At 68.1% G+C, this 26356-nt stretch carries 24 protein-coding genes; 14 read left to right on the top strand and 10 right to left on the bottom strand.

The window, feature by feature from the left end; genetic code table 11:
• Positions 1-23 precede the first annotated feature (23 nt).
• Entirely contained in the window at positions 24-2858 is a 2835-nt protein-coding gene (locus AC1RRR_RS12475) for a TonB-dependent receptor (RefSeq protein WP_492813442.1), read from the bottom strand.
• 469 nt (positions 2859-3327) lie between these two features.
• Between AC1RRR_RS12475 and queC the strand changes: the two genes are divergently transcribed.
• From queC to AC1RRR_RS12460, 3 genes are all read left to right on the top strand, one after another.
• A complete protein-coding gene (queC, locus tag AC1RRR_RS12470; RefSeq protein WP_492813441.1) occupies positions 3328-4044 on the top strand; it encodes a 7-cyano-7-deazaguanine synthase QueC in 717 nt (238 codons plus the stop codon).
• On the top strand, positions 4041-4673 hold the full coding sequence (queE, locus tag AC1RRR_RS12465; RefSeq protein ID WP_492813439.1) for a 7-carboxy-7-deazaguanine synthase: 633 nt from the start codon (positions 4041-4043) through the stop codon (positions 4671-4673). The genes queC and queE overlap by 4 nt, the downstream gene beginning before the upstream one ends.
• 71 nt (positions 4674-4744) lie before the next feature.
• A complete protein-coding gene (locus tag AC1RRR_RS12460) occupies positions 4745-5113 on the top strand; it encodes a 6-carboxytetrahydropterin synthase (protein WP_492813437.1) in 369 nt (122 codons plus the stop codon).
• Here AC1RRR_RS12460 and AC1RRR_RS12455 read toward each other — a convergent pair whose 3' ends face one another.
• The 7 genes from AC1RRR_RS12455 to AC1RRR_RS12425 form a co-directional block, all read right to left on the bottom strand.
• Positions 5114-5338, bottom strand: a complete 225-nt coding sequence (locus AC1RRR_RS12455; protein ID WP_492813435.1) for a hypothetical protein — start codon at positions 5336-5338, stop codon at positions 5114-5116.
• Between the two features lie 48 nt (positions 5339-5386).
• Positions 5387-5926, bottom strand: coding sequence for a response regulator (locus AC1RRR_RS12450; RefSeq protein ID WP_492813433.1), 540 nt, complete (start codon positions 5924-5926; stop codon positions 5387-5389).
• 177 nt (positions 5927-6103) lie between these two features.
• Entirely contained in the window at positions 6104-7222 is a 1119-nt protein-coding gene (gene aroC / locus AC1RRR_RS12445; RefSeq protein WP_492813432.1) for a chorismate synthase, read from the bottom strand.
• A gap of 169 nt (positions 7223-7391) precedes the next feature.
• Positions 7392-8741, bottom strand: a complete 1350-nt coding sequence (locus AC1RRR_RS12440) for a pectate lyase (RefSeq protein ID WP_492813431.1) — start codon at positions 8739-8741, stop codon at positions 7392-7394.
• Positions 8742-8839: 98 nt separating this feature from the next.
• A complete protein-coding gene (locus AC1RRR_RS12435) occupies positions 8840-10174 on the bottom strand; it encodes a M56 family metallopeptidase (RefSeq protein ID WP_492813430.1) in 1335 nt (444 codons plus the stop codon).
• Positions 10174-11613: a M56 family metallopeptidase gene (locus AC1RRR_RS12430; RefSeq protein ID WP_492813428.1), complete on the bottom strand. Its 1440-nt coding sequence runs from the start codon at positions 11611-11613 to the stop codon at positions 10174-10176. Before AC1RRR_RS12430 ends, AC1RRR_RS12435 begins: the two co-directional genes overlap by 1 nt.
• On the bottom strand, positions 11613-11987 hold the full coding sequence (locus AC1RRR_RS12425; RefSeq protein ID WP_454761309.1) for a BlaI/MecI/CopY family transcriptional regulator: 375 nt from the start codon (positions 11985-11987) through the stop codon (positions 11613-11615). Before AC1RRR_RS12425 ends, AC1RRR_RS12430 begins: the two co-directional genes overlap by 1 nt.
• A gap of 140 nt (positions 11988-12127) precedes the next feature.
• Between AC1RRR_RS12425 and AC1RRR_RS12420 the strand changes: the two genes are divergently transcribed.
• The gene (locus AC1RRR_RS12420) at positions 12128-12610 is read left to right on the top strand and encodes a hypothetical protein (protein WP_492813427.1); all 483 of its coding nucleotides are present in this window, start codon (positions 12128-12130) and stop codon (positions 12608-12610) included.
• 67 nt (positions 12611-12677) lie between these two features.
• A complete protein-coding gene (locus tag AC1RRR_RS12415; protein ID WP_492813425.1) occupies positions 12678-13634 on the top strand; it encodes a bifunctional helix-turn-helix transcriptional regulator/GNAT family N-acetyltransferase in 957 nt (318 codons plus the stop codon).
• Here the strand turns inward: AC1RRR_RS12415 and gst are convergent.
• Both gst and aptA read right to left on the bottom strand, forming a co-directional pair.
• A complete protein-coding gene (gene gst / locus AC1RRR_RS12410; RefSeq protein ID WP_492813423.1) occupies positions 13631-14332 on the bottom strand; it encodes a glutathione transferase, Atu5508 family in 702 nt (233 codons plus the stop codon). The genes AC1RRR_RS12415 and gst overlap by 4 nt on opposite strands.
• Before the next feature lie 51 nt (positions 14333-14383).
• Positions 14384-15697: an omega-aminotransferase AptA gene (gene aptA / locus AC1RRR_RS12405; RefSeq protein WP_492813421.1), complete on the bottom strand. Its 1314-nt coding sequence runs from the start codon at positions 15695-15697 to the stop codon at positions 14384-14386.
• A 47-nt stretch (positions 15698-15744) separates the two neighbouring features.
• On the opposite strand from aptA, the gene AC1RRR_RS12400 reads away from it, so the two are divergent.
• The 9 genes from AC1RRR_RS12400 to AC1RRR_RS12360 all read left to right on the top strand — a co-directional run bounded on the left by AC1RRR_RS12400 (position 15745) and on the right by AC1RRR_RS12360 (position 26340).
• A complete protein-coding gene (locus tag AC1RRR_RS12400; RefSeq protein WP_492813420.1) occupies positions 15745-16443 on the top strand; it encodes a GntR family transcriptional regulator in 699 nt (232 codons plus the stop codon).
• A gap of 65 nt (positions 16444-16508) precedes the next feature.
• On the top strand, positions 16509-17999 hold the full coding sequence (locus tag AC1RRR_RS12395) for an aldehyde dehydrogenase (protein WP_492813418.1): 1491 nt from the start codon (positions 16509-16511) through the stop codon (positions 17997-17999).
• Between the two features lie 7 nt (positions 18000-18006).
• On the top strand, positions 18007-19449 hold the full coding sequence (locus AC1RRR_RS12390; RefSeq protein WP_492813416.1) for an NAD-dependent succinate-semialdehyde dehydrogenase: 1443 nt from the start codon (positions 18007-18009) through the stop codon (positions 19447-19449).
• The gene (locus AC1RRR_RS12385) at positions 19446-20801 is read left to right on the top strand and encodes an aspartate aminotransferase family protein (protein ID WP_492813414.1); all 1356 of its coding nucleotides are present in this window, start codon (positions 19446-19448) and stop codon (positions 20799-20801) included. Before AC1RRR_RS12390 ends, AC1RRR_RS12385 begins: the two co-directional genes overlap by 4 nt.
• On the top strand, positions 20798-22177 hold the full coding sequence (locus tag AC1RRR_RS12380; RefSeq protein WP_492813412.1) for a glutamine synthetase family protein: 1380 nt from the start codon (positions 20798-20800) through the stop codon (positions 22175-22177). Before AC1RRR_RS12385 ends, AC1RRR_RS12380 begins: the two co-directional genes overlap by 4 nt.
• A gap of 44 nt (positions 22178-22221) precedes the next feature.
• On the top strand, positions 22222-23316 hold the full coding sequence (locus tag AC1RRR_RS12375; protein ID WP_492813411.1) for an ABC transporter substrate-binding protein: 1095 nt from the start codon (positions 22222-22224) through the stop codon (positions 23314-23316).
• 137 nt (positions 23317-23453) lie between these two features.
• Positions 23454-24371, top strand: coding sequence for an ABC transporter permease (locus AC1RRR_RS12370; RefSeq protein WP_492813409.1), 918 nt, complete (start codon positions 23454-23456; stop codon positions 24369-24371).
• Complete coding sequence (locus AC1RRR_RS12365) at positions 24368-25225, top strand: ABC transporter permease (RefSeq protein ID WP_492813407.1); 858 nt, start codon at positions 24368-24370, stop codon at positions 25223-25225. Before AC1RRR_RS12370 ends, AC1RRR_RS12365 begins: the two co-directional genes overlap by 4 nt.
• Complete coding sequence (locus tag AC1RRR_RS12360; RefSeq protein WP_492813405.1) at positions 25222-26340, top strand: ABC transporter ATP-binding protein; 1119 nt, start codon at positions 25222-25224, stop codon at positions 26338-26340. Before AC1RRR_RS12365 ends, AC1RRR_RS12360 begins: the two co-directional genes overlap by 4 nt.
• Positions 26341-26356 lie beyond the last annotated feature (16 nt).

Raw genomic sequence — 26356 nt, 5'->3', positions numbered from 1 at the left:
CGAAGTGTGGTGCAGACCCGGTTCTACCAGGACTTGGTGATGGCGATGCCGTACAGACGCGGCTCGGCGGTGATCACGTTGGTGAACAGGCCCGAGCTGTCGTCGGTGGTGTAGGCGTCGACGATCGGGGTCTTGTTGCCGATGTTCTTGACGTAGGCGTCGATCGAGACGCCCCACTCCGGCTTTTCCACCTTGAGCGTCACGTTGCCGTTGTCCCACGACTTCAGCTGGTCGTAGGCGGTGTTGTAGACGCGGGCGTACTGCTTGCTCTGGCGGTAGTAGTCGCCGCGCAGGGTGGCCGACCAGCCACCCGACAGCTCGAAGGTGTACTGGGCGCCGACCGAGGTGGTCCAGTGCGGCGAGTTGGGCAGCTCGTTGCCCGACAGGTCCGCGGCCGTGCCTTCGATCGAATAGCCGGCGCCGTAGGTGAAGAGACCGGTGGCGTTGGCCAGGAACGCCGCCGTGGGAGCGGGCAGGCCCGCGCCGCCGGCCGCGGCCGGGGTCGACAGGAACGCCTGGTAGGCCGCCGCGCCCGTGCAGGCCCAGGGCAGGGTGGCCCCGGCGCCGGCGGCGATGATGGTGGCCACGCCGGCGGTGGCCAGCACGCAGTTGGCGCCGACCGACGAGGCCTGCGGACCCACCTTCACGACCGTATAGGCCGCGTTGGACTGGGTGCGGTTCATGGTGTCGATCGAGGTGACGCCGGAACCGATCTTGGTGTGCAGATAGCCGAGATTGGCGTTCAGGCGCAGATTGCGGACCGGCGACCAGATGCTTTCCAGTTCGAAGCCGTAGACCTTGGCGTCGACGTTCTCGTTCACCGAGGTGCGGTTCACGATCTTGCTGATCTGATAGCCCTTGTAGTCGTACGAGAAGCCCGTCGCGTTGAAGAGCAGGCTGCCGCCCATCAGGGTGTTCTTGGTGCCGATCTCGATGGCGTTGACGAACTCGGGGCCGAAGGTCTGGCTGATGCCGATCGCGCCGGCCGGAACGCCCGGGTTGATGCCGCCGCCCTTGTAGCCCTTCGAGTAGAAGGCATAGAGCAGGGTATCGTCGGTGAAGCCCAGATGGGCCTTGTAGTCCACGCCGACGCGGCCGGTGGTCTCGTTGAAGCGGGCCCGCTGGTCGGGGTTGGTCGGGTTCAGCGTCAGGCCGTAGCCTGGGGCCAGCAGCACGGTTGAGTAGTTCTTGACCGCCTTCTTGTCGCGGGTCTGGCGCAGGCCCAGGGTGAACTTCAGGTCGTCATTGAGCTGGTAGTACAGCTCGCCCATGACCGCGTCCGACACCAGGGTATAGGGCGTGCGGTTGTCATAGTAGTTGTGGCCGTCGCCCGTGGGATTGGCCGCCGTGTCGATGCCGATGCAGTTGGCGGTGGTCGCCGGGTTGCAGGTCGGGGACAGGCCCTTGGACGCATTCAGCGCCATCGACGACAGGGTCAGCGAGTTGCCGATCACGTAGTAGTCGGTCAGCGTCCGATAGGTGAAGTGGATGGCGCCGACCGTGAAGTTCAGCGGGCCGGAGAAGGCCGACTGCAGGCGCAGTTCCTGGCTGAACTGTTCCGAGCGGCCCGACGAGACGTCGATCGTCGTGAACTTGTTGGTGTTGCCGACCTGCGGGTCGTTGAAGAAGCCGCCCGGCGTGAAGGGCGTGCTGTTGAAGGCGACCGGCGAGACGTTCCGGTTGTAGTCCTGCTTCGTATAGACGCTGCCCTTGCTGTAGGCGGTCATCGATGTGGCCGTCAGCGAGTCCGTCAGGTCGTAGTTCAGGGTCAGCTGATAGACGTTGGAGCCCGACTGGTAGAGCGGATCCAGCGCCGTCTCGATCTCGCGCAGGTTGGTCGAGGTGGTGTCGCCGGCGTTGGCGTCGCCCGAGGTGAAGCCGAAGATGTTGCCCAAGAGGCCCGTCAGGGTGCCCGAGGTGTTGACCGTGCCGTAGGCGGCGGGGGCGTACAGCGAGGCCGACAGACAGCCCTGGGTCAGGTAGCGCTGGACGGCCGCGGGCACGGGCACGCCGCCGACCGAGGTCGGGCCGGGATCCTTGGTGCACAGCTGCTTGCCGGTCCGCGCGCGGTTGTCGTCCTCGTGGAAGCGTTCCCACAGGAAGTTGGTGCGCAGCTTGTCGGTCGGATTGAACATCACCTGGACGCGGGTCGAGTACATGTCCCGGTCATCGACCTTGTGGCCGTTGAAGGTGTTGGTGACGAAGCCGTCCCGTTTCAGCGAGGTGCCCGACAGGCGCAGGGCCAGCTTGTCGCCGAAGATCGGCACGTTGACCATGCCGCGGAACTTGGTGGTGTTGAAGTTGCCGTACTCGGCGCGCAGGTTGGCCTCGAACTGGTCGGTCGGCTTGGCGGTGATCACGTTGACCACGCCGCCGGTGGCGTTGCGGCCGTACAGCGTGCCCTGCGGGCCGCGCAGCACTTCCACCCGCTCCACATCGTAGAACTCGGCTTCGAACAGATTGCCCGACTGCATCGGGGCGTTGTTCATGTGGACACCGACGCCCTGGTCGGCCGACGCGCCGACGGCCTTGGCGCCGATGCCGCGGATCTGGAAGTTGAAGCTGTTGGTGAAGTTGCTCTTGGCGAAGGTGACGTTCGGGATGGCCAGCTGCAAGTTCGGGCCGCCGTCGATCTTCTGCGCTTCCAGGCTGTCCTGGCTGAAGGCCGACACCGCGATCGGCACGTCCTGAAGCGCTTCTTCCTTCTTCTGGGCGGTGACCACCAGCTCTTCGATGACGGTGGTGTTCTGTTGGGCCGGCTTGGCCGTTTGAGCGAAAGCGGGGACGGCGAAGCCGGAGATCGCGACCGCCGAAGCGCCCATGACCAAAAGGCTCCGCATACGCAGAGTTTGCGACATTGAATTCCCTCCCTGGACCCGGGCGGCGCCTTATGGATGGAGCCTGCGAGGGTCGGTGTTTCCTCGGCGCCGTACTGTTTTCACCACGCGGGCGTACGGCGAGCCCCTCGCAGCATTCGCAGATTGCATACTTGCGTTTGAAAGCTGTCAACTGGCCTGATCGTAAGTGAACAGCGATAGGTTACAGCTTTTCACTTTCCGAGAGGTGGTGTTCTCCTGATGGGTGTAAGCTTACAACACATTAGAAGATCGGGTTTGCGGCTTACGTAGCGGAAGTGCGACGCGCGCTGGCCAGCTATGGCCTTTGATAACGGGCGCTATGGCTTAGTTCGCTGGCGAAAGACTTCGTGCTCGTTCGTCGTCGTAGTATTGCGACGATTGCGCCTGCGCGGGCTGCGCTGTTCCGGCCTGGCCTTGCCTCGTGTAGAGGAGGGGCCATGTTCCCCTTCTTTTCCTTTGAGAGCCTCGCATGAGCGAAGCCGCGCTTGTTCTATTCTCCGGCGGCCAGGACAGCAGCGTCTGCCTGGCCTGGGCCCTCGAGCGCTACGCGCGCGTCGAGACGGTTGGCTTCGACTATGGCCAGCGCCATTCGATTGAGATGGAGGCGCGCCAGACCGTGCGCCGCGAGATCGCCGCGCGCTTCCCGCAGTGGGCCGACCGCCTGGGCGAGGACCATGTGCTGGACATCAAGAGCTTCGGTCAGGTGGCCCAGTCGGCCCTGACCGCCGACCGCGCCATCGAGATGACCGAGCGCGGCCTGCCCTCGACCTTTGTCCCCGGCCGCAACCTGGTGTTCCTGATCTACGCCGCCGCCCTGGCCGACCGCCGGGGCGTCGACGCCCTGGTCGGCGGCATGTGCGAGACCGACTTCTCGGGCTATCCCGACTGTCGCCGTGACACGATGGACGCCATGCAGAGCGCTCTGAATCTTGGCATGGATCGCAACTTCCGGATCGAGACGCCGCTGATGTGGCTGACCAAGGCGCAGACCTGGGCGCTGTCCAAGTCGCTGGGCGGCGAGGACCTGGTCAAGCTGATCGTCGAAGAGAGCCATACCTGCTACCAGGGCGAACGCGGCGTGCTGCACAGCTGGGGTCACGGCTGCGGGACCTGCCCGGCGTGCGAGCTGCGCGAGAAAGGCTATGTCGAGTGGGACGCCGCCGGCCGCGAGGCCCTGGCTCAGTGACCTACTCCGTCAAAGAGATCTTCCTGACCCTGCAGGGCGAGGGCGGCCAGGCCGGCAAGGCGGCGGTGTTCTGCCGCTTCTCGGGCTGCAACCTGTGGACCGGCCGCGAGCAGGACCGCGCCAAGGCCGTCTGCACCTTCTGCGACACCGACTTCGTCGGCGCCGACGGCGAGAACGGCGGCAAGTTTGCCACGGCCGATGACCTGGCCGCGGCGGTCGAAGCCCAGTGGACCGGCGGCCCGGACGATCGCCTGGTGGTCTGCACCGGTGGCGAGCCCTTCCTGCAACTGGACGAGGCGGCGATCGCGGCCCTGCACGCGCGCGGCTTCCAGATCGCGGTCGAGAGCAACGGCACGCTGGAAGCCCCGGCCGGCATCGACTGGATCTGCATCAGCCCCAAGGCCGACGCGCCGGTGGTCCAAACCTCGGGCCATGAGCTGAAGTTGGTCTTCCCGCAGGACAAGGCCATGCCGGAGCGCTTCGCCGACCTGGATTTCGAGCGCTTCTACCTGCAACCGATGGACGGTCCGGACCGCGACAGGAACACGCAATTGGCGGTCGCCTATTGCCTTTCGCACCCACAATGGCGTTTAAGCGTCCAAACGCACAAATATCTCGGCCTGCCCTGATGGATAAGGCGCGCGACTTGGTGACAGGGTCGTTGCGCTAGAGCCTCCCAGGCCTAGTCAAAAGAAGTCACATGTCCGGATACGTCTTCGAAATCACGAAGGCCGCGTTCTTCGACGCCGCCCATTACATCGAGCAGGGTCCTACGGACCATCGCTATCGCAAGCTGCACGGCCACTCGTTCAAGGTGGAAGCCAGCGTGAAGGGCGAGATGCGGGAAGAGGGCTGGGTCGCCGACCTGGAAACCCTGGACGTCGCGCTCAAGGCCGTCGCGGCCGAGCTGGACCACGGCCTGCTGAACGACCGTCCGGGCCTGGAAGTCCCGACCCTGGAGCGGCTGTGCCTGTATTTCGCCGAGCGGCTGAAGGCCCAATTCCCCGGCCTGTCGCGCGTGGTGCTGTCGCGCCCGACGATCGGCGAGACGTGCGCGCTTAGTCTCTAGCTAGCGGCGGTACTCGTCCCGCTCGCGGTCCTTCTTCCCGTCGCCCGGAATGACCGCCTTGCCGGTGGCCACGACAGCCTTGCCGGCTCCGCCGACGACCGCGCCGGTGACGCCGATGGCCGTGCCGGCCACGGTGCCGACCGCGGCGGCGGCCAGGCAGCCCGTCTGCGAGACGGCGACCAGGGCCAGGACGGCGGCGATAGGGGCAAGGCGACGGAAGGTCATGGTGAAGCTCATAAAACGCTGTTCACCACGTTCTACCCGGCGAATGGTTTAAATTCTCCGCGTCGGATGGCCGCGCACGATCACGGGGTCATCGACATAGGTCGCCCTGTCCTCGTCGCGGCGGCGTTCGCCCCGGTAGCGGGGATCGTCGCGCCGGCGGCGGTCGGGACCGAAATAGTCGCCGGCCCGCACGAAGGGGCGGGGGTTCTCGATCAGCAGGGTCAGGCGGTGGATGACGCCGCGCGCCGTGACCGGCTTGACCAGGAACTCGTTGACGCCGGCGTCGCGCGCCTCGTTCACCCGGCGCTCGGTCGAGTGGCCGGTGATCATCACGATCGGCACGAACGGGTTGGGACTGTCGGGCGAGTTGCGGACCAGATTGACGAAGTCGATGCCGTCCAGGCCGTTCATCGACAGGTCGGTGAACACCACGTCGATCGCGGTCGAGCGCAGGATCGCCAGGGCCTCGGACCCGTCCATGGCCTCATAGACCTGGCGCACGCCGATGGCGCGCAGGATCTCGATCAGCAGCAGCCGCATATGCTGGTTGTCGTCGACCAGCAGGATCTTCAAGAGGTCGAAACGCACGCGCCAAGCCCCCTGGTTCGCGCCGCGTACCGCAACCATGGCGCGTGATGATCGCGCGTCAGGGGATACGTTCAAGCGAGGCTTACGCCTGCAAACGTATGCACGTCAACCCGAAACCTGAATTAATTCAGTGGTAAGACCAGTTAGTGGCACGTCGACTGACCATTGTTTGCGCTATCATCGGCTCGCGCCAGGCGCGAACACATGCCCGCCGGTCTGCCCCCGGTGGCGGAGGAAGGCGTCCGCCAGCACGCAGGCGGTCATGGCCTCGACCACCGGTACGCCACGGATACCGACGCACGGATCGTGGCGGCCCTTGGTGCGCAGGTCGACTTCCTCGCCGGCCTCGTTGAGGGTCTGGCGGGGAATCAGGATCGACGAGGTCGGCTTGAAAGCGACGCGCGCCACCACCGGCTGGCCGGTCGAGATGCCGCCCAGGACGCCGCCGGCGTGGTTGCTCAGGAACACGGGCTCACCGTTCTCGCCCAGGCGCATGGCGTCGGCATTGTCCTCGCCGGTCAGGGCGGCGCTGGCGAAGCCTTCGCCGATCTCCACGCCCTTGGCGGCGTTGATCGACATCAGGGCGGCGGCCAGTTCGGCGTCCAGCTTGCCATAGAGCGGCGCGCCCCAGCCGGCCGGCACCCCGATGGCTTCCACCTCGACCACGGCGCCGGTTGAGGAGCCGGCCTTGCGGATCGTTTCCAGGTGTTCTTCCCAGACCGGGATGATCTCAGCGTCCGGCGACCAATAGGGGTTCTGTTCGGTCTGCGCCCAGTCCCAGTTGTCGCGATTGATCGCATGCGGACCGATCTGCACCAGGGCGGCGCGGATCGTCACGCCCGGGATCACCAGCCGCGCCACGGCGCCGGCCGCCACGCGGGCCGCCGTCTCGCGCGCCGAGCTGCGCCCGCCGCCGCGATAGTCGCGCACGCCGTACTTCGCGAAATACGGGTAGTCGGCATGGCCGGGGCGGAAGGCCTGGGCGATCTCGCCATAGTCCTTGGACCGCTGGTCGGTGTTCTCGATCATCAGGCTGATCGGCGTGCCGGTCGTGCGCTGGCCGTTGGTGCGCTCGTCCTCGAACACGCCCGACAGGATGCGGACGGCGTCCGGCTCCTGGCGCTGGGTCACGAACTTGCCGTTGCCCGGCCGGCGCTTGTCAAGGAAGCCCTGGATCATCTCGGCCGTCAGCGCGATGCCGGGTGGCACGCCATCCACGACGCAGCCAAGCGCCGGGCCGTGGCTTTCGCCCCAGGTGGTGACGCGGAACAGGTGACCGAAGGTGTTGTGCGACATGCCGGGGGGTTTAGCGGGAAATATCCCGCTCGGCAAAAGCGGCAAAGATCCTCCCCCTAGCGGGGGAGGTGGCGCGAAGCGCCGGTGGGGGAAGAGGCCGGTTCAGCAGAACTTCCCCCTCCGTCGCCTGCGGCGACACCTCCCCCGCTAGGGGGAGGATCTACAGCGTCTACCCCCGCACCTTCGCCGCATCCGCCAGATAGAGCTCCAGGTTCGTCCACCCGTCCTTACCCACGACCGCCCCATCAGCCTTCTTCGGATCGAGCCCATGCGCCTTCTCCCAGGCGTCCGGCATACCATCCCCATCGGTGTCCTTGGCCGCCTTGCCCGCCGGCAGCACCGGCCAGCCGCCGACGTCGGACTGGATGTTGATCACCTTGCCCGTACGGGTCTTCACGCCCTCCAGGATCCGAGCATCTACGGGATCGCGCCACACCGAAGCGCCGGCGTCGGCCAGCACGCGGGCATAGGCCTTGTCGGCCGGCTCGGGCGTCACCGGCGCGACGTCGACCGGCGCGGCCAGGCGATAGCCGGCCGGCTCGGGGATGGTGAAGGTCACCAGGCTCCACGGATCGCTGGGCACCACGCCGCCCATGCTGTTGCCGGCGAAATAGGCCTTGGCCAGGGTGTCGCTTTCCTTGAACGCGATGGGCTTCTGCGAACTGGGGCCGGGGATGTAGGCGTTGTCGACGAAGTTGTAGGCCGACAGCGTGGCCTTGTCGGCGTTATAGCCCGACTTGTCGCTGCCCCAGTTGTAGAAGACGTTCGAGCGGAAATCGAAGAACGCCCCGATCGGGTCCTTGTCCGGCCCGTCATAGTTCCCCGGACGCGGCGCGCGGGCCATGTGGTTGGCCCACAGATTGTGGTGGAAGCTGATCTTCGACCCGTTCCCGCCGCGGATCAGGCTGCCATAGCCGTGGTCGCCCTTGACGTGGATCGAGTGCGCCAGGCTTTCGGCGATGATCGACCACTGGACGGTCAGGTCATAGAAGCCCTGGTCCGGACGGTCGTAGCGGGCCGAGGCCGATAGCGTCTCGTCCACCGACCAGCTGGCCGAGACGTGGTCCAGGATGATCCGGCGGCCGCCGCTGATCCAGATGGCGTCGCCCTCGACCTTGCTCTCGGCCCCCAGGCGCGAGCGGATGAAGCGGATGATCACGTCGTCGGCGCTGACCACCAGGGTCTGGTCGCGCAGGGTGATCCCGCCGCCCGGCGCCGTTTGGCCGGCGATGGTGATCTGGCCGTTGCTGATCTTCAGCTCGCGCTTGAGCTGGATGGTGCCAGCGACGTCGAACACCACCGTGCGTGGGCCCGTGGCCGCGATCGCGGCGCGCAAGGATCCGGGGCCGTCGTCGTTCAGGTTGGTGACGTGGATCACCGCGCCGCCGCGACCGCCGGTGCTGAACCGGCCCGCGCCCTCGGCGCCGGGGAAGGCCAGGACATCAGCCGCGAGGGCCGAGCCCGCCGCGAAGGTCAGGGCGAGCGCGCCGGCGGCGGCGAGAAGGTGGCGGCTGAGCATGGTCCATCCCCGAAAACGACGGCGGGATGCTTGGTCCCACCGTCTGGTCAGGGGCGAAAATGCAGAGTGACACCGGCTTTGTCCACCGGTGTCATTAGCTACATGATGACGTTCAGCACCACGCTGGGCGCGGCGTCGCGCTGGTAGTGGGTGACCTGCAGTTCGTTGATCGACCCCTTCGGCAGCGCGGTGGGATCAAAGCCCGCCGGCGGGGCCTGGCCGTTCACCAGCACCCGGGTTTGCGGCCCGTTCAGGCGGCCGCGCACACGGATATTGCCGTGATAGGTCCAGGTTTGCCCTTCCTCGGGCTGCAGCTGGCCGCCGATCAGTTCGGCATTGGTCACGCGGACATAGTCCGAGCGGATATCGATATACTGACCCTTGCCGTCGCTGATCGTGCTGCGGCTGCTGGTGCGGCCGCCGCCTTCGCCCTGTTGGGCCAGGGCGATCGAGCCGGTGGTCGCGGCGCCCACGGCCAGCAGGCTGATCAGGGCGAGCAGGGCGCGGCGGGCCAGGCTGGCCGGGGCGCGCGGTTCGGTGATGGCTTTCAGGCGCATGTGGGTGGGTCTCCGACCCTTGCCGGTGAAGGCCGGGTGCAGGGTGGGGGCGGCGCGGGTGCGCAGCACGTCGATCAGGGTCTCGGCATACGACCGGCGGACGGCCGGGCCGGCGCCGTCCAGCGCCAGGGCGTCGGCCAGCTCCTCGCGCGTGGCGGCGGCGCGGGTGCGCAGCGCGGCATAGGGCAGGGCCATCCAGAACAGGCCGCCCAGCAGATGCTCGAACAAGAGCCGCCAGTTGTCGCCGCGCTTGAGGTGCGCCAACTCGTGGGCGCAGACGGGGACCAGGCGGTCGATGTCCAGCCGCGCGACCATGGACGACGGCAGCAGGATGACCGGCGTCGACAGGCCAGCCAGCAGGGGCTGGTCGATCTCGTCACTGACCTTCACCTCGGGGCGGCCGGTGTCCATGCGACGGGCGGCGGCGCGGACGGCCAGGGCGAGGTCCTGCGACACGGGGCGGGCCTTGGTCACGATGCGGCGAAGCTTGGCGCGGCCCATGGCCTGGCGGATGGCCGTGACGGCCAGGCCACCCAGCGCGCCCAGGATCAACACCCCGCCCAGGGTCTCGACGCCGTTGAAGCCGGCCAGCGCCCGAGACGAGGCGTCGGTGACGACGGAGCTGGCGGTCGCGACGGCGCGGGAGGCCATGGCGACCTGGTAGACGGGCGTCGTGGCTTCTTCCGGCAAGGCCGAGACGCCGACCATCAGGGCCATGACGGCCGGCGGCAGGGCGACGGCGCGGTTCCAGGCGGCGGCGCGCGGGGTGGGATCGCCGGTCAGGCGGTCGGCGGCCTTGCCGGCCAGCCAGCCTAGGCCCGCGACGGGCCAGGCGGCGACCAGCCCCAGGGCGGCGGAAGCGAACAGCGGGTTCATCAGCGGCGATCCCAGGGCGACTCGGCGCTGCGCACGTTGACGCTGACCGAGGCCTTTGACTGGGTCGAGGTGCGTGTGCTGACGTCGGGGTTGATGATCTTGATTTGACGGCCCAAGTCCTGCGCCTTGTCGTCGGGCAGGATCAGCCGGATCGTCGGCTGGACCTGGGTCTGGACCGACACGGACGGCTCGACCGCGACCTTGGCCTCGACACGCGGTTGCGGGTTCGGCTGAGGATTGGGTTGCGGATTCGGCTGGGGGTTGGGCTGCGGGTTCGGTCGCGGATCGGGCGCGACGGCGATCTCCATTGGCGCGGCCGGTGCGGCTTCCGCTGCCGGCGCTGCCGGTGCGGCGGGCGCGGCTTGGATCGCCATCGGCGCGGCTTCGACTGCGGGGGCGGCTTCTGCCGCCGGAGCGGCTTCCTCGGCCACGGCGGCGGGCGCGGGCGGGGCAAGGCGGCGGGCCTGGTCGGCCAGGGCCAGTGAGCCCGCGCCGGTGGCCGCCGTCAGGACGCCGCCCAGCACGATGGCCAGGCCGACGCGACCGGCCGAGGCGCCGCTAGTCGGCTGCAGGATCGCCGACAGGCGCATGCGGGCCAGGCCCCGCTCACGGCCCGTGAAGGCCGACTGGGCGGCGGGCAGGGCATTCATCCGCAAGGCCTCGACCAGCACGCGAGCATAGTCGCGGCGCGCCTCGGGCGCGGCGTCGGCCAGGGCGGCGGCGTCGCACACCGCTTCGCGGGCGGCCAGCATGCGGCCGCGCAGGGCGGCGACGGGCGGGGTCAGCCAGAAGAGGCCGGCGAGGGCTTCTTCGGCCGGGATGCGCCAGTTGTCGCCGCGCTGCAGGTGGGCCAGCTCGTGGCCGCAGACCAGTTCCAGGCGGGCGGCGTCGGTGGTCTCGACCAGGGCCTTGGGCAGCAGGATCACGGGCCGACGAGCGCCGGCCAGCAGCGGCTCGCTGATCTGGTCGCTGACCCGCACCGGCGGCGGCGTCACGCCCAGCAGGGCGGCGCGGCGACGGATGGCTTCCACCAGGGCGGTGTCCTGGCAGGGCTCGGCGCTGTTGCGGATCGCCGCCAGGCGACGCCGGCCGCCGTTCCAGCGCAGGCCGCGGGCCAGCAGGCCGGCGGCGGACAGGCCGACCAGGCTCCAGGCCAGGTTGGTCGTCAGTTCGCTTTCGGGCGTCCAGGTCGAGGCCACGACCGGCGCGGCGACGGCGGGCGCTTCGATGACCGGCGTTTGCGGCTGGGGCGCGAAGGTCAGGGCGACAGTGGCGGCCAGGGCGGCGCCGGGCAGGGCGTAGGCCAGGCTCCAGGCGGCGGCGCGCGGACGCGGATCGTCGGTCACGCGTTCGACCAGGCGGCCCAGGCCCAGGCCCAGCACGCTGACCGGCCAGGCGGCGATCAGGCCCAGGGCGGTGGAAGCGAGCAGCGGGTGCATCACTTGTCCTCCGTCTTCGCGGCGGTGTTGAGCAGGGCCTCCAACTCCGCGATCTCGGTCGCCGACAGGATCTGGCTGCCGGCGAAGGCCGAGGCCGGCAGGCGGCCGTCGATCTCGAGCAGGCCGCGCAGGCGGTTCAGTACGCCGCCGATCACGTCGACCTTGCCCTTGTGGGCCTCATAGACGGCCAGGCCGTGCACCGAGCGGCGGACCAGCAGGCCCTTGGCCACCATCCGCTCCAGCACGGTGCGGGTGGTCGAGGCGCTCCAGCCCAGCTCGGGCTCGATCAGGCCTTGCGCCTCGCGGGCGCTCATCGCGCCGCCGCGCCAGAAGGCCTTCAGCACTTCCAGTTCCAGGTCGGAGGGTTCGGTCATGGCGGCGGATCTCTGTGATGTCGCGAGTACGCTACAAATGTAACGCATCGGCGTCAAGTGTGATGAACGTCGTTCGGTAGTGACAGGCGTGGGATCATGATTTACGAACGTACATCTAGCTTACAAATGTGAGTTCCCTCATGACGACCGATCAGGTCCGTATCCGAAAATTGCCCCTGGAAGGCCGTGCGCGCAGCCCCTGGCGCTGGGCGCCGGTCGCCATCGGGTTCGTGGCGCTGATCGGCGTGGGCGCGGAGGTGATGGCCCGCCACGATCGCGCCGAGGCGGTGCGTCGGGACGCGGTCTGGCGGGTCACCGGTCCGGCCTGCGCGCCGCTTGACCCCACGATCTTCCGAAGCCTGCGCCGCTATCCGCAAGCCACCCCCTATGACGAGACGCTGTTCCAGCGGGCCGGCGGGACGATGAGCTGCACGCACCTGGTTGACCGGATCGGAGGCGAGAAGGTTCGTTATGCCGTCTGCAAGTTCGGCGCGCCGGACTATCTGCGCGTGTCGTTGGGCGGGCGTGACCAATTTTACGACCTCACCGGCGGCAAGTCGGCGGCGGTCACGGTGATCAAGGACGAGGTGCGCTGCGTCGTCATTCCGCCCTTCAGAATGTAGTTGGCCTCTTGCCAATCCGGCCATTTCATAGCTAGCTATATAGCGTGCTATGAAATGGAGGTTCGACATGGACGTCGATCTGCTGGCGGGGTTTGGCGTGGGGTTCCTGGGCAGCCGGCTGAAACGCCTGGCCGAGCGCATGCAGGCCGACGCCGCCGAGGTGGCGCGGTCTCTCGACCTGCCGGTGCAGCCGGCCCAGATGTCGCTGCTGATGACCATCCGCCTGCACGGCCCGATCGCGGTCGGTGAACTGGCCGAGCGCCTGCAACTGGCCCAGCCGACGGTGACCCGCGCCCTTGGCACTCTGGGCGATTTCGTCGAGGCGCGACCCGTGCCGGGCGACGGCCGCTCCAGGCGCCTGGCCCTGACGGAGAAGGGCGAGGCGCTGCTGGCCCGCGTCCAGACCGAGCTCCTGCCGCGCATCGAGGGCGCCGCCGCCGAACTGGTCGAGGGCCTGCAGGGGGACTTCATGCAGGGGCTCTCCAAGGTGGAGGCGCGGCTGACGGAAAAGTCGCTGCTGGCCCGCATCGAGGCGGCGGGCGCGCCGACCATGTGGGCCCGCGACTTCTCCGACGACCTGGCCGAGGCCTTCTATCGGATCAACGCCGACTGGATCAGCAACATGTTCTCGCTGGAGCAGAACGACATCGACCTTCTGTCGCGGCCGCGCGAGCTGATCCTCGATAAGGGCGGGGTGGTGCTGTTCGCTGAGACGCCCGACCTGGGCGTGGTTGGCACGGCGGCCCTGATGGTGTCCAAGGACGGCTGGGTCGAGCTGACCAAGATGGGCGTGACGCCCGACGCGCGCGGCCGCAAGGTCGGCGAATACCTGCTGGCCAAGACCCTGGAGCGCGCGGCCAGCCTGGGCATGGACAAGGTCTATCTGCTGACCAACACCAAGTGCGCGCCGGCCATCCACCTCTACGAGAAACTGGGCTTCGTCCACGACGCCGAGATCATGCGGCTGTTCGGGGCGCGCTATGAGCGGTGCGACGTGGCGATGTCGTTCCAGCCGAGGGGCTAGGCGTCCAGAACCTTCCGCAGCGAGGCCTCGATCTGGCCGCCGGACCAGGTGTCGCCGTAGTCGTCGTGGGCCTTTGCGGCGAGCGCCTTCAGCGGCGGCAGGTCGGCGACGCGGCGGACCAAGGCGGCGGTGTGCGGCGCGGCCTTGTCGAGGATCTGGCCGATCTTCTCGAAGCGTTCGGTGATCGTCGACCACAGGACGGCCGTGACCACGTCGGCGATGCCTGGAGCTTCGCCGCCCAGCAGGAAGCCGCCGTCCGCCGTCAGGCCGTGGCGGCGGCCGGTCTCTTCCCAGAACGACATCCACTTCTCCAGACGTGGCTCGAAGTCCTTCCAGCGCTCGGCCGTCCACATCTGGCGGCCGCCATCCAGGGTGAGTTCGTCGATGACGTCATTGGCGTCGCAAACGATCTTCAGCGTCAGGGCCTTCAGCGCCGGGTCCTTCGGCAGCAGGTCCAGGGTCTCGCCCAGATAGAGGACGATGGCCGGCATCTGGGCGATGGCGACGCTGGCCTTGTGGTCGACCAACAGGGGCGGACCCATGAACGGGACGGGCATGTCCTTGACCGAGCCGGCCATCAACTCGCCGATCGCGTCGTCGCCGGCCTCGGTCCAGGTCTTGCCGGCGAAGGCCAGCACGCCCCGCACGAATTGGCCCCGGAAGGGCGCGGACCAGTAGTAGAGCGTGTAGTCGGACATGGCGGGGCTCCCGGAAGCGTCCGGTGACAACGCCGGGACGCCGCGTCCGTTCTAGTCGACCTTGCTCAGCACCTTGCGGATCGTCTCGACCATGCGGTCGATGTGGGCCTTCTCCAGGATCAGCGGCGGCGATAGGGCGATGATGTCGCCGGTGACGCGGATCAGCAGGCCCTCGTCGAAGCAGGTCTCGAACACCTCCATGGCGCGGGCGGTCGGGGCGCCGGGGCGGGGGGCGAGTTCGATGCCGGCGACGAGGCCCAGGTTGCGGATGTCGACCACGTGCTGGGCGTCGGCCAGGCTGTGCATGGCGTCCTGCCAGTAGCCCTCCAGGCCGGCGGCGCGGGCGAAGAGATCGTCCTCCTGGTAGGTTTCCAAGGTCGCCAGGCCCGCCGCGCAGGCCAGCGGGTGGGCCGAGTAGGTGTAGCCGTGGAAGAGCTCAATCGGGGCGTCGGCGCCTTCGAGCATGGCGTCATAGATCTTGGTCGAGGCCGCCACCGCGCCGCACGGGACGGCGGCGTTGGTCAGGCCCTTGGCCATGCAGATCAGGTCGGGCGTGACGCCGAAGCGGTCGGCGGCGAACGGGGCCGACAGGCGTCCGAAACCGGTGATGACCTCGTCGAAGATCAGCAGGATATCGTGCTTGTCGCAGATCGCCCGCAGGCGCTCCAGATAGCCCTTGGGCGGAACCAGCACGCCGGTGGAGCCGGCCACGGGTTCGACGATCACGGCGGCGATGTTGGAGGCGTCGTGCAGGGCGACGATCCTTTCTAGGTCGTCGGCCAGATGGGCGCCGTGCTCGGGCTGGCCCTTGGCGAACAGGTTGCCGGGCACGCCGTGGGTGTGGGGCAGGTGGTCGACGCCGGTGAGCAAGCTGCCGAAGTACTTGCGATTGGTTGGGATGCCGCCGACCGAGATGCCGCCGAAGCCCACGCCGTGATAGCCGCGCTCGCGGCCGATCAGCCGGGTCTTGGTCCCCTTGCCGCGGGCGCGGTGGTAGGCCAGCGCAATCTTCAGCGCCGTGTCGACCGACTCTGAACCGCTGTTGGTGAAGAAGATCCGGTCCAGCCCTTTCGGCGTCACCTGGGCCAGGCGCGAGGCGAACTGGAAGGCCAGCGGGTGGCCCATGTTGAAGCAGGGCGCGTAGTCCATCTCGGCCGCTTGGCGTTGGATGGCCTCGCGGATCTTCGGCCGGTCGTGGCCGGCGTTGACGCACCAGAGGCCGGACGTGGCGTCCAGCACCTCGCGGCCCTCGGGCGTCTTGTAGAGCATGCCGCTGGCCGACGAGAGCATGCGCGGGTTGCTCTTGAACCGCCGGTTCGGCGTGAACGGCATCCAGAAGGCGTCGAGGTCGTTGGCGCTGGACATGGGGAACTCTCCGAGGCGCTTGCATTGTGATCGCAGTTGGGTGTGACTTGGCAAGTCACCTCAATCGGGTCGTAGGGAAAGTGCGCAAACCGCTCGCCGATCAGACAGCCGTCCACGACCAGGTGTACGAGGCGATCCGGCAGGCGCTGATCACCGGCCGCATCGCGCCGGGCAAGGGCGTGTCGCTGCGCAGCCTGGCGGCCGAACTGAGCGTCAGTCCGATGCCGGTGCGCGACGCCGTCCGCCGTCTGGTGGCCGAGCGGGCGCTGGCGATCAATCCGGCCAACAAGCGGCTGTCCGTTCCGTCCCTGACCGCCGACCGCCTGGAGCAGCTGTCCCTGGCCCGCCTGTGGGTCGAGCCTGAGCTGGCCGCCCGCGCCGCGAAAAACGCCGACACCGGACTGATCCGTCAGCTGCAGGCCATCGACGCCGATGTCGACGAGGCGCTGCGGCTGGGCGATGTCGACCGCTACATGACCGCCAACCACGCCTTCCATTTCGCCATCTACGAGCGGGCCGGGGCCGAGGTGCTAGAGGCCATGGCCGGCGGGCTGTGGCTGCAGGTCGGGCCGTTCATGCGGGTGGTGTTCGGCCGCGTGGGCGCCAACGACCTGGCCGCCGACCGCCATGCCGAGGCGATCACCGCTCTCAAGGACGGTGACGCGGACGGCGCCCGCCGCGCCATCGCCGCTGACCTTTCCGAAGGCATGGACAAGATGCGGGCGGCCGTCGAGGCCGGGCCTTAAGTCGGGCGCTTGACTCATTCGCATCGTCGTAAAACTGTGATCACAATTAGTCCGGATTATCCCGCGTGACCCTGCCCGCCGACATTTCCGACCGTCTCTCGCGCCTGGCCTTGCCGGGGCAGGCGATCATCGACGGCCGGCATGAGGAGGCCGCCTCGGGCGCGACCTTCCACAACGTCTCGCCGCGCGACGGGTTGGTGCTGAATCAGGTGAGCGCTTGCCAGGCCGAGGACGTGGCCCGCGCGGTCGCCAGCGCCCGCGCCGCCTTCGAGGACGGCCGCTGGCGCGACCAGGGTCCCCGCGCCAAGAAGAAGGTGCTGTTCCGCCTGGCCGAGCTGATGGAGCGCGACGCCGAGGACCTGGCCCTGCTGGAGAGCCTGGACGTCGGCAAGCCGATCAGCGACGCCCGCAATGTCGATGTGCCGCTCGCGATCGGCACCTGCCGCTGGTACGCCGAGGCGCTGGACAAGGTCTATGGCGAGGTCGGGGCCTCGCCGGCCGATCGCCTGAGCTACGCGGTCCACGAACCGCTGGGCGTGATCGGCGCGATCGTGCCGTGGAACTTCCCGCTGCACATGGCGATGTGGAAGGTCGCGCCAGCGCTCGCGATGGGCAACTCGGTGGTCCTGAAGCCCGCCGAGCAGTCGCCGCTGACGGCCCTGAAGCTAGGTGAGCTGGCTCTCGAAGCCGGGCTGCCGCCTGGCGTACTCAATGTGATCCCCGGCCTGGGCAGTGTCGCGGGCGAGGCGCTGGCGCTGTCCAACGACGTCGACATGATCGCCTTCACCGGCTCGGGCCCCGTGGGCCGCAAGTTGATGGAATATTCGGCCCGCTCGAACCTGAAGCGCGTGTCGCTGGAGCTGGGCGGCAAGTCGCCCCAGATCGTCTTCGCCGACTGCCCGGACCTGGACGCCGCCGCCCAGGCCGCCGCCTGGGGCGTGTTCTATAACCAGGGCGAGGTCTGCACCGCCGCCTCGCGCCTGCTGGTCGAGGCCTCGATCAAGGACGCCTTCCTGGAGAAGGTCGTGGCGGTCGCCAGAGATATGATTGTCGGGGATCCTTTGGATCCATCGACCCAGTTCGGGGCCATGGTCAGTGAGCGGCAGATGAACACCGCCCTGGACTACATCGCCACCGCCGAAAGCCAGGGCGCGCGGCGGGTGCTGGGCGGCCAGCGCGTGCGGCAGGAGACCGGCGGCTTCTATGTCGAGCCGACCATCTTCGACCGCCTGGAGCCCGATCACACCCTGGCCCGCGAGGAGGTGTTCGGGCCCGTGCTGGGGGTGATGAGCTTCAAGTCCGAGGACGAGGCCCTGCGCCTGGCCAACGACACGGTCTACGGCCTGGCCGCCGGCCTGTGGACCGCCGACATCAACCGCGCCCTGCGCGGGGCCAAGCGGCTGAAGGCGGGCCTGGTCTGGGTCAACGGCTGGGACGCCTGCGACATCACCATGCCGTTCGGGGGCTTCAAGCAGTCCGGCTTTGGCCGCGACCGCAGCCTTCATGCGTTGCACAAGTACGCCGACCTGAAGTCGGTGTCCGTGACGCTGAGGTAGCCCCCCAATGACCCTGAATCTCGTTGAAACCGAAGCCTTCATCGACGGCCTCTGGATCGAGGGTGACGCCACCTTCGAGGTGCTGAATCCGGCCGACGGGACGGTGATCGCCAATGTCGCCGACCTGGGCGCGGGCGAGACGCGGGTGGCGATCGAGGCCGCGCACCGAGCCTTCCCGACCTGGGCCGCCAAGACCGCCAAGGAGCGCGGCGCGATCCTGCGCAAGTGGAGCGACCTGATGCTCGCCCACGCCGACGACCTGGCCCGGCTGATGACCGCCGAGCAGGGCAAGCCGCTGGCCGAGTCCAAGGGCGAGGTGGCCTATGGCGCGGCGTTCATCGACTGGTTCGCCGACGAGGCCAAGCGCGCCTACGGCCACACCATTCCCTCGCCGATGCCGGGCAAGCGCCTGGCCTCGATCAAGCAGCCGGTGGGCGTGTGCGCGGCCATCGCGCCGTGGAACTTCCCGATCGCCATGATCACCCGCAAGGTCGGCCCCGCCCTGGCCGCCGGCTGTACGGTGGTGGTCAAGCCGGCCGCCGAGACGCCGCTGTGCGCCCTGGCCATCGCCCGCCTGGCGGTCGAGGCAGGCGTGCCGGCGGGCGTGCTGAACGTCGTCACCGGCAAGGATAGCGGCGCGATCGGCAAGGCGCTCTGCGACGACAGCCGGGTGCGGAAGCTGTCGTTCACGGGCTCCACGCCGGTGGGCAAGATCCTCTACCAGCAGTGCGCCGGCACGATGAAGAAGCTGTCGCTCGAGCTGGGCGGCAACGCGCCCTTCATCGTCTTCGACGACGCCGACCTGGAGGCCGCCGTCGACGGCGCGATCGCCAGCAAGTACCGCAACACCGGCCAGACCTGCGTCTGCGCCAACCGCCTGATCGTCCAGGCCGGCATCCACGACGCCTTCGTCGCGCGCCTGGCCGAGAAGGTCGCGGCGATGAAGGTGGGACCGGGCACGGGCGAGGGCGTGTTGATCGGCCCGCTGATCAACGACAAGGCCATCGCCAAGGTCGAAAGCCTGGTGCGCGAGGCCGTCGAGGGCGGGGCCAAGGTGGTCACCGGCGGCGAGCGCCACGACTTGGGCGGGCTGTTCTATCAGCCGACGGTGCTCAGCGGCGCGACGCCGGACATGCGCCTGTTCCAGGAAGAGATCTTCGGCCCCGTCGCCCCGATCGTGAAGTTCCACACCGAGGAGCAGGCGATCGAGCTGGCCAACGCCACGCCGTTTGGCCTGGCGTCTTACTTCTACAGCAAGGACGTCGCCCGCTGCTGGCGCGTGGCCGAGGCGATCGAGGCCGGCATGGTCGGCATCAACGAAGGCCTGATCTCCACGGAAGTGGCGCCGTTCGGCGGCGTCAAGGAAAGCGGCCTGGGTCGCGAAGGCAGCTCCGAGGGGCTCGATGAGTACCTGGAGACCAAGTACCTGTGTTTCGGCGGGGTCGGATGATCGCCCAGCTCGCCCGCCCTCTGTCCGACCTGCTGGCCGACGAACGCGCGCGCTTCCTGGCCGAGCATCCGCGGTCGGTCGCCATGGCCAACGCCGCCTCGGCGGTCTGGCGCGGCGGGGCGCCAATGCACTGGATGAACGACTGGGCGTCGCCATCGCCGATCTTCGCGGCGCAGGGCGTCGGGGCGCAGGTCACCGACGTCGACGGCAAGCTCTATGACGACTTCTGCCTGGGCGACACGCCGTCGATGTTCGGGCACGGCGACGCCTCGGTGGCGGCCGCCGTCGCCGACCAGATCAAGCGCGGGGCGGGGTTCATGCTGCCGACCGCCTCGGCGGTGATCGTGGGCAGGCTCTTGGCCGAGCGCTTCGGCCTGCCCCTGTGGCAGACGGCGATCACGGCCAGCGACGCCAACCGCGCGGCGATCCGCTGGGCGCGGGCGGTGACCGGGCGGCCGGTCGTGCTGGTGTTCGACGGCTGCTACCACGGCATGGTCGACGACGCCTTCGTGGTGCTGAAGGACGGGCAAGGCGTGATGAAGCCGGGCCTGCTGGGCCAGGTCCACGACCTGACGGCCACGACTCGCGTGGTCCCGTTCAACGATCTCGCCGCCCTGGAAGCCGCGCTGGCGCCCGGCGACGTCGCCGCCGTGCTGGCCGAGCCGGTGATGACCAACTGCGGGATGATCCTGCCCGAGCCCGGCTTCCACGACGCCCTGCGCCAGTTAACCCGCGAGGCCGGGACCCTGCTGGTCATCGACGAGACCCACACGATCTCGACCGGTCCCGGCGGCTACACGCGAACCTACGACCTGGAGCCCGACGTCTTCGTCCTGGGCAAGGCCGTCGCCGGCGGCGTGCCGGCTGCCGTCTGGGGCGTCACGGCCGAACTCTCGGCGCGGATGGACGAGGCGCAGGCGCGGATCGGTCCGGGCCAGTCGGGCATCGGCACCACGCTGTCGGGCAACGCCCTGGCCATGGCCGCCATGCGGGCCATGCTGTCGGAGGTGATGACCGACGCGGCCTACACCTGGATGTTGACCGGCGCGGACCGCTTGGTCGCGGGTCTCAAGGCCGTGATCGCCGCCCGCAAGCTGCCGTGGTCGGTGGCCCATGTCGGCGCCCGCGTTGAACTGGTCTTCGCCGATCCTCCGCCAAAGAATGCCGCTGAGATGCGGAAAGTGCTGGACCATGAGGCCGTGGAAGCGCTGCACTTGTGGCTGATCAACCGGGGCGTTTTGATCGCGCCCTTCCACAACATGATGCTGGTCTCGCCCGACACCGACGGCGCGGCGATCGACCGGCTGGTCGCGGCCGTGGACGGCTTCGCGGCGGCGATGGGGGACGCATGAGCGCTGTAGCCGACATCCAGGAATGCCGGGACTTCCTGGCCGCCCACCCGCAGGTGCGGTTCGTCGACGTGTTCTTCACCAGCATGACCGGCGTGCCGCGCGGCAAGCGGCTGCGCGTGCATGAGCTGGAAGCGATCTACGAGTATGGCCGCTTCCTGCCGGGCTCGATCCTGGTGGTCGACACCTTGGGGGCCGATTGCGAGGACACGGGCCTGGTCTGGGAAGACGGCGACGCCGACCGTCGCGCGCGGCCGGTTCCGGGCACCCTGACCCTCGCGCCGTGGCTGGGCCCCGACGTCGCCCAGGTAATGCTGTCGCTGTACGAGCTGGATGGGACGCCCAACGACCTTGATCCGCGCCACGTGCTGCAACGGGTGCTGGACCGCTACGCCGCCGATGGCCTGACGCCGGTCGCCGCCTGCGAACTGGAATATTACCTGGTCGACCTGGAGCGCGGCCCGAGCGGCGAGCTGCAGCCCGCCAAGTCGATGCAGACCGGCCTGCGCCCCAGCGGCATCCAGGTCTATGGCCTGCCCGAGCTGGAGGCCCACGCCCCGTTCCTGCGCGAGCTGTGGGACACCGCCGACGTCATCGGCGTGCCGCTGGAAGGCGCGATCTCGGAATTCGCGCCGGGCCAGGTCGAGCTGACCCTCAAGCACAAGCCCGACGCCCTACGCGCTTGCGACGACGCCCTGCTGTACAAGCGCATGGCCAAGGGCGTGGCCCTGCGCCACGGCTGCGAGGCGACCTTCATGGCCAAGCCCTGGGCCGACCGCGCGGGCAACGGCTTCCACGTCCATGTCAGCTTCAACGACAAGGACGGCAACAACCTGTGCGCCGCCGAGGACACCGAAGGCTCGGCGATGCTCAAGCACGCCATCGGCGGCATGAAGGCGCTGCTGGGCGAGGGCATGGCGATCCTGGCGCCGAACGCCAACAGCTACCGCCGCTTCAAGGCCAACAGCTACGCGCCCGTGGCCGCAACCTGGGGCGTCAACAACCGCACCGTTAGCTTGCGCGTCCCGGCCGGTCCGGCGCCGACGCGCCATGTCGAGCACCGCGTGGCCGGGGCCGACGGTAATCCGTACCTGGTCATGGCCGTGCTGCTGGCCAGCGCCCACCACGGCCTGACCAACAAGATCGATCCGGGCCCGGCGGTGGTCGGCGACGGCTATGCGGCGGCGGCCAAGGAGAAGTCGCGGCTGCCGGCCAACTGGTTCGCGGCGGTGGATCTCTTCGAGAAGTCGGCCGTGCTGCGCGACTACCTCGGCGACCGCTTCGTGGACATGTTCGTCTCGGTGAAGCGCACCGAACAGGCGCGGTTCTTCGAGGTGGTCACCGAGCTCGATTTCGACTGGTACCTGCGTAACGCCTGACAACAACTGCCCAACAACTGCAACGAAACATGAGGGAGTTTCGGATGAGCGGATACAGGAACGGCGGGGCCTCGCGGCGCTCGCTTCTGACGGCCTTCGGGGCGGCGGCCATCGGCCTCAGCTTCACGGCCTGCGGCGAGAAACCCAAGGCCACCGGAGCGAACGGCGAAGAGCCCAAGCTGAACTTCTACAACTGGGACACCTATATCGGCGAGACCACGCTGGGCGACTACAAGAAGGCCACCGGCGTCGACGTGAACATGAGCCTGTTCGCGACCAACGACGAACTGTTCGCCAAGCTCAAGGCGGGCAATCCGGGCTTCGACGTGATCGTGCCGTCGAACGAGTTCGTGACCCGCATGGGCCAGGCCGGCATGCTCGAGCCGTTGGATCACGCCAAGATCCCGAACATGAAGAACATCGACCCGTCCTTCCTCAATCCGGACTTCGATCCGGGCCGGAAGTATTCGATGCCCTACACCTGGCTGCTGCTGGGCATCGGCTATCGCAAGAGCAAGGTCGACGGCGTACCCGACAGCTGGAAGTGGCTGTTCGACAGCGACAAGTACAAGGGCCGCATCGCCCTGCTGTCGGAAAGCGCCGACCTGGTGCGCCTGTCGGCCAAGTATCTGGGCCACTCGGTCAACGACATCCCGGCCGACATGATCCCCAAGATCGAGCAGATGCTGATCAAGCAGAAGCCGTTCGTGAAGGCCTTCCACGACGACAACGGCCAGGACCTGCTGGTCTCGAAGGAAGTTGACCTGGTCCTCGAATACAACGGCGACATCGCTCAGGTGATGAAGGACGACCCGGACATCGACTTCGTGGTGCCCAAGGAAGGCTCGCTGATCAACAGCGACACCCTGTGCATCCCCAAGGGTGCGCCACGTCCCAACAACGCCCACGCCTTCATCAACTACCTGCTGGACGCCCAGGCCGGGGCCGAGATCACCAAGACGATCCTCTACCCGACCCCCAATGCTGCGGCCAAGGCGCTGATGCCGGAGGAGTACCGCGAGAACAAGGTGATCTTCCCGCCGGCCGACGTCATGGCCAAGTGCGAGTACGGGGCGTTCGAAGGGGCCGAGAAGGCCAGCCTGTACGAGGAAGTCATCACGCGGGTGCGGGCGGCCTGATCCGGCTCCCTTCCCCTTGATGGGGAAGGGGTGGGGATGGGGTGACACCCACGGTGGACGTCACTCCAGCCTCGCCAAGTTCTGAACCGCTTTCACCCCCAACCCCGCCCTTCCCCCATCAAAGGGGGAAGGGAGAGATGCTGACGATGGAACAATCCTGGAAACAGGCGAAAGCCGTCTTCGCCGCGGCGCTGGGACCGCCGCTGGTGTGGCTGGTGCTGTTCTTCCTCGCGCCCATGGCGATCGTCTGGGCCTACAGCTTCGGCCACAACGCCGGCCTGACCGAGATCGCCATCAGCGGCACGTTCAGCAACTACGCCCGGGCGATCGAGCCGCTGTACCTGAAGATCTTCCTGAAGTCGGCCTGGGTGGCCGGCCTGACCACGGGCCTGTGCCTGGTCATTGGCTTCCCGGTGGCCCTGGCCATCACCTTCGCGTCCGACAAGGCCAAGACCTGGCTGCTGCTGCTGATCATGCTGCCGTTCTGGACGAACCTCCTGATCCGCACCTACGCCCTGATCGCCGTGCTGCGCACCGAAGGCTACGTGAACCAGGGCCTAGAGTGGCTGTGGAAGGGCGGGGGAGGGTTGGCGGCGCTGGTCGGCCTGCAGCCGCTGGGCGACTTCCAGCCGCTGGAGTTGCTGCACAACAATTTCGCGGTGATCCTGGGGCTCGTCTACGTGCACCTGCCCTTCATGGTGCTGCCGCTCTATTCGGCCCTCGATAGGCTCGACAAGTCGCTGCTGGAGGCCAGCCTGGACCTCGGCGCCGGGCACCTGCGGACCCTGTTCAAGGTGGTCGTGCCGCTGGCCCTGCCGGGCATCGCCTCGGGCGTGCTGATCACCTTCATCCCGGCGCTGGGGGCCTATCTGACGCCTGACCTGCTGGGCGGTCCCGACAGCCAGATGATCGCCAACGTCATCGAGCGCCAGTTCAAGCGCGCCAACGACTGGCCCTTCGGCGCGGCCATGTCGTTCGTGCTGATGTACCTGACCTTCATCGCCATCGCGATCCAGGCGCTGCTGGCTAAGCGCACGCCGGAGGCCAAGGCATGAGCAAGCGTAGCGCTCCCGGCCCCCTCGAATACCTCCGCCGCTGGCAGATGCAGGCCTGGCTGGCCGCCGTGGGGGTCTTCCTCTACGCGCCGCTGATCGCGCTGATGGTGTTCAGCTTCAACGACAGCAAGCGCAACATCGTCTGGAAGGGCTTCACGCTCAAATATTACGACAAGCTGTTCAACGACTCCGCCCTGCTGGAGGCGTTCGGCAACAGCCTGACGATCGCGGCGGCCTCAACGGTGATCAGCCTGATCCTCGGCGCCTCCGCGGCCCTCGTTTTGTGGCGCTTCCGCTTCCCCGGCAAGACGGTCCTGGACGGGGCCCTGGCCCTGCCGATCGTGGTGCCCGAGATCTGCATGGGCGTGGCCATGCTGGTGTTCTTCGCCCGGGTCATGCCCTGGCCGCAGGACCTGCCGTGGCCGCTGAACCTGGGGGCGATCATCATCGCCCACGTGTCGTTCTCGTTCCCGTTCGTGGCGGTGGTCGTGCGCGCCCGCATGGCCAGCTTCAACCGCGAGATGGAGGAGGCGGCCCGCGACCTGGGGGCCGGCGAGTTCCGCACCATCCGCGACGTGATCCTGCCGCACATGGCCCCGTCGCTGGTGGCCGGGGCGCTATTGGCCTTCACGCTGAGCCTGGACGACTTCGTCATCACCTTCTTCACCGCCGGTCCCGACACGGTGACCTTCCCGGTGAAGGTCTATTCGATGGTCCGCTTCTCGGTGACGCCGGAGGTCAATGCGGCCTCGACGGTGCTGATTGTGCTGACCGTGCTGCTGACCGCGGCGGCGCTGAAACTGCAGGGGGACCCGGCCGCGACCGCGGGGCATGGGGCGGGGGACGCTAAATGAGCAAGCCGATCATCACCTTCGAGAACGTCACCAAACGCTTCGGCAAGGTGGCCGCTGTCGACAACGTCTCCCTGACCGTGACCGAGGGCGAGTTCTTCGCCCTGCTGGGCCCGTCGGGCTGCGGCAAGACCACGCTGCTGCGCATGCTGGCCGGCTTCGAGACGCCCACCGAGGGCCGTATCCTGATCGACGGCGAGGACATCGTAAGCGTGCCGCCCAACAAGCGGCCGGTGAACATGGTGTTCCAGTCCTACGCCGTGTTCCCGCACATGACCGTGGCCGACAACGTCGCCTACGGCCTGGTGGTCGACAAGGTCGGCAAGGCCGAGCGCGACCGCCGCGTCGAGGAGGCCCTGGAGCTGGTGCAACTGGGCGGCTATGGCGGCCGCAAGCCCGACCAGCTGTCGGGCGGCCAACGCCAGCGCGTGGCCCTGGCGCGGGCGCTGGTCAAGCGGCCGCGCGTGCTGCTCCTGGACGAGCCGCTATCGGCCCTGGACGCCAAGCTGCGCGAACAGATGCGCACCGAGTTGTGCACCCTGCAGGAGAAGGTCGGCATCACCTTCATCATGGTCACCCACGACCAGGACGAAGCGCTGGCCCTGGCCACCCGCTGCGCGGTGATGAGCAAGGGTCTGCTGCAGCAGGTGGCCTCGCCCAACGACCTCTACGAGTTCCCCAACAGCCGCTTCGTGGCCGACTTCATCGGCCAGGTGAACCTGTTCGAGGGCGTGCTGGCCGTCGATGAGCCCAGCCATGCGGTGATCCGCTCGCCCGACCTGCCGGTCGATATCTTCCTGGACCACGGCGTCACTGGCGCGCGCGGCGGCACGGTCTGGGCGGCGATCCGTCCCGAGAAGATCGAGCTGCACAAGAAGGAAGGCGACACGCCCCCGAACCTCGGCGACTGCCCGCAAGGGACCAACGCCATCGCGGGCGTGATCAAGCACGAGGCCTATCTGGGCGGCTCCTCGACCTACGAGGTCGAGATCGCCGGTGGGCGCCGGATCAAGGTCCAGCGCTCAAACCTGACCCGCTGGGACCAGGAAGACTTCAAGCTGGGCGAGACGGTGTGGCTGTGCTGGCACGCCTGCTCGCCGGCGGTGTTGTTGTCCTAGCCCCCAAACCGATCAT

It is taken from the genome of Caulobacter sp. GW821-FHT12D05 (genome assembly GCF_058807295.1).
This window is presented reverse-complemented; position numbering and strand designations above follow the sequence as displayed.

Excerpts from the sequence above, each read along its gene's own strand:
- AC1RRR_RS12475 (WP_492813442.1), bottom strand. The coding sequence starts at position 2,858 with ATGTCGCAAACTCTGCGTATGCGGAGCCTTTTGGTCATGGGCGCTTCG.
- queC (WP_492813441.1), top strand. The coding sequence starts at position 3,328 with ATGAGCGAAGCCGCGCTTGTTCTATTCTCCGGCGGCCAGGACAGCAGC.
- AC1RRR_RS12460 (WP_492813437.1), top strand. The coding sequence starts at position 4,745 with ATGTCCGGATACGTCTTCGAAATCACGAAGGCCGCGTTCTTCGACGCC.
- AC1RRR_RS12455 (WP_492813435.1), bottom strand. The coding sequence starts at position 5,338 with ATGACCTTCCGTCGCCTTGCCCCTATCGCCGCCGTCCTGGCCCTGGTC.
- aroC (WP_492813432.1), bottom strand. The coding sequence starts at position 7,222 with ATGTCGCACAACACCTTCGGTCACCTGTTCCGCGTCACCACCTGGGGC.
- AC1RRR_RS12440 (WP_492813431.1), bottom strand. The coding sequence starts at position 8,741 with ATGCTCAGCCGCCACCTTCTCGCCGCCGCCGGCGCGCTCGCCCTGACC.
- AC1RRR_RS12435 (WP_492813430.1), bottom strand. The coding sequence starts at position 10,174 with ATGAACCCGCTGTTCGCTTCCGCCGCCCTGGGGCTGGTCGCCGCCTGG.
- AC1RRR_RS12430 (WP_492813428.1), bottom strand. The coding sequence starts at position 11,613 with ATGCACCCGCTGCTCGCTTCCACCGCCCTGGGCCTGATCGCCGCCTGG.
- AC1RRR_RS12425 (WP_454761309.1), bottom strand. The coding sequence starts at position 11,987 with ATGACCGAACCCTCCGACCTGGAACTGGAAGTGCTGAAGGCCTTCTGG.
- AC1RRR_RS12420 (WP_492813427.1), top strand. The coding sequence starts at position 12,128 with ATGACGACCGATCAGGTCCGTATCCGAAAATTGCCCCTGGAAGGCCGT.
- AC1RRR_RS12415 (WP_492813425.1), top strand. The coding sequence starts at position 12,678 with ATGGACGTCGATCTGCTGGCGGGGTTTGGCGTGGGGTTCCTGGGCAGC.
- gst (WP_492813423.1), bottom strand. The coding sequence starts at position 14,332 with ATGTCCGACTACACGCTCTACTACTGGTCCGCGCCCTTCCGGGGCCAA.
- aptA (WP_492813421.1), bottom strand. The coding sequence starts at position 15,697 with ATGTCCAGCGCCAACGACCTCGACGCCTTCTGGATGCCGTTCACGCCG.
- AC1RRR_RS12390 (WP_492813416.1), top strand. The coding sequence starts at position 18,007 with ATGACCCTGAATCTCGTTGAAACCGAAGCCTTCATCGACGGCCTCTGG.
- AC1RRR_RS12385 (WP_492813414.1), top strand. The coding sequence starts at position 19,446 with ATGATCGCCCAGCTCGCCCGCCCTCTGTCCGACCTGCTGGCCGACGAA.
- AC1RRR_RS12380 (WP_492813412.1), top strand. The coding sequence starts at position 20,798 with ATGAGCGCTGTAGCCGACATCCAGGAATGCCGGGACTTCCTGGCCGCC.
- AC1RRR_RS12375 (WP_492813411.1), top strand. The coding sequence starts at position 22,222 with ATGAGCGGATACAGGAACGGCGGGGCCTCGCGGCGCTCGCTTCTGACG.
- AC1RRR_RS12370 (WP_492813409.1), top strand. The coding sequence starts at position 23,454 with ATGCTGACGATGGAACAATCCTGGAAACAGGCGAAAGCCGTCTTCGCC.
- AC1RRR_RS12365 (WP_492813407.1), top strand. The coding sequence starts at position 24,368 with ATGAGCAAGCGTAGCGCTCCCGGCCCCCTCGAATACCTCCGCCGCTGG.
- AC1RRR_RS12360 (WP_492813405.1), top strand. The coding sequence starts at position 25,222 with ATGAGCAAGCCGATCATCACCTTCGAGAACGTCACCAAACGCTTCGGC.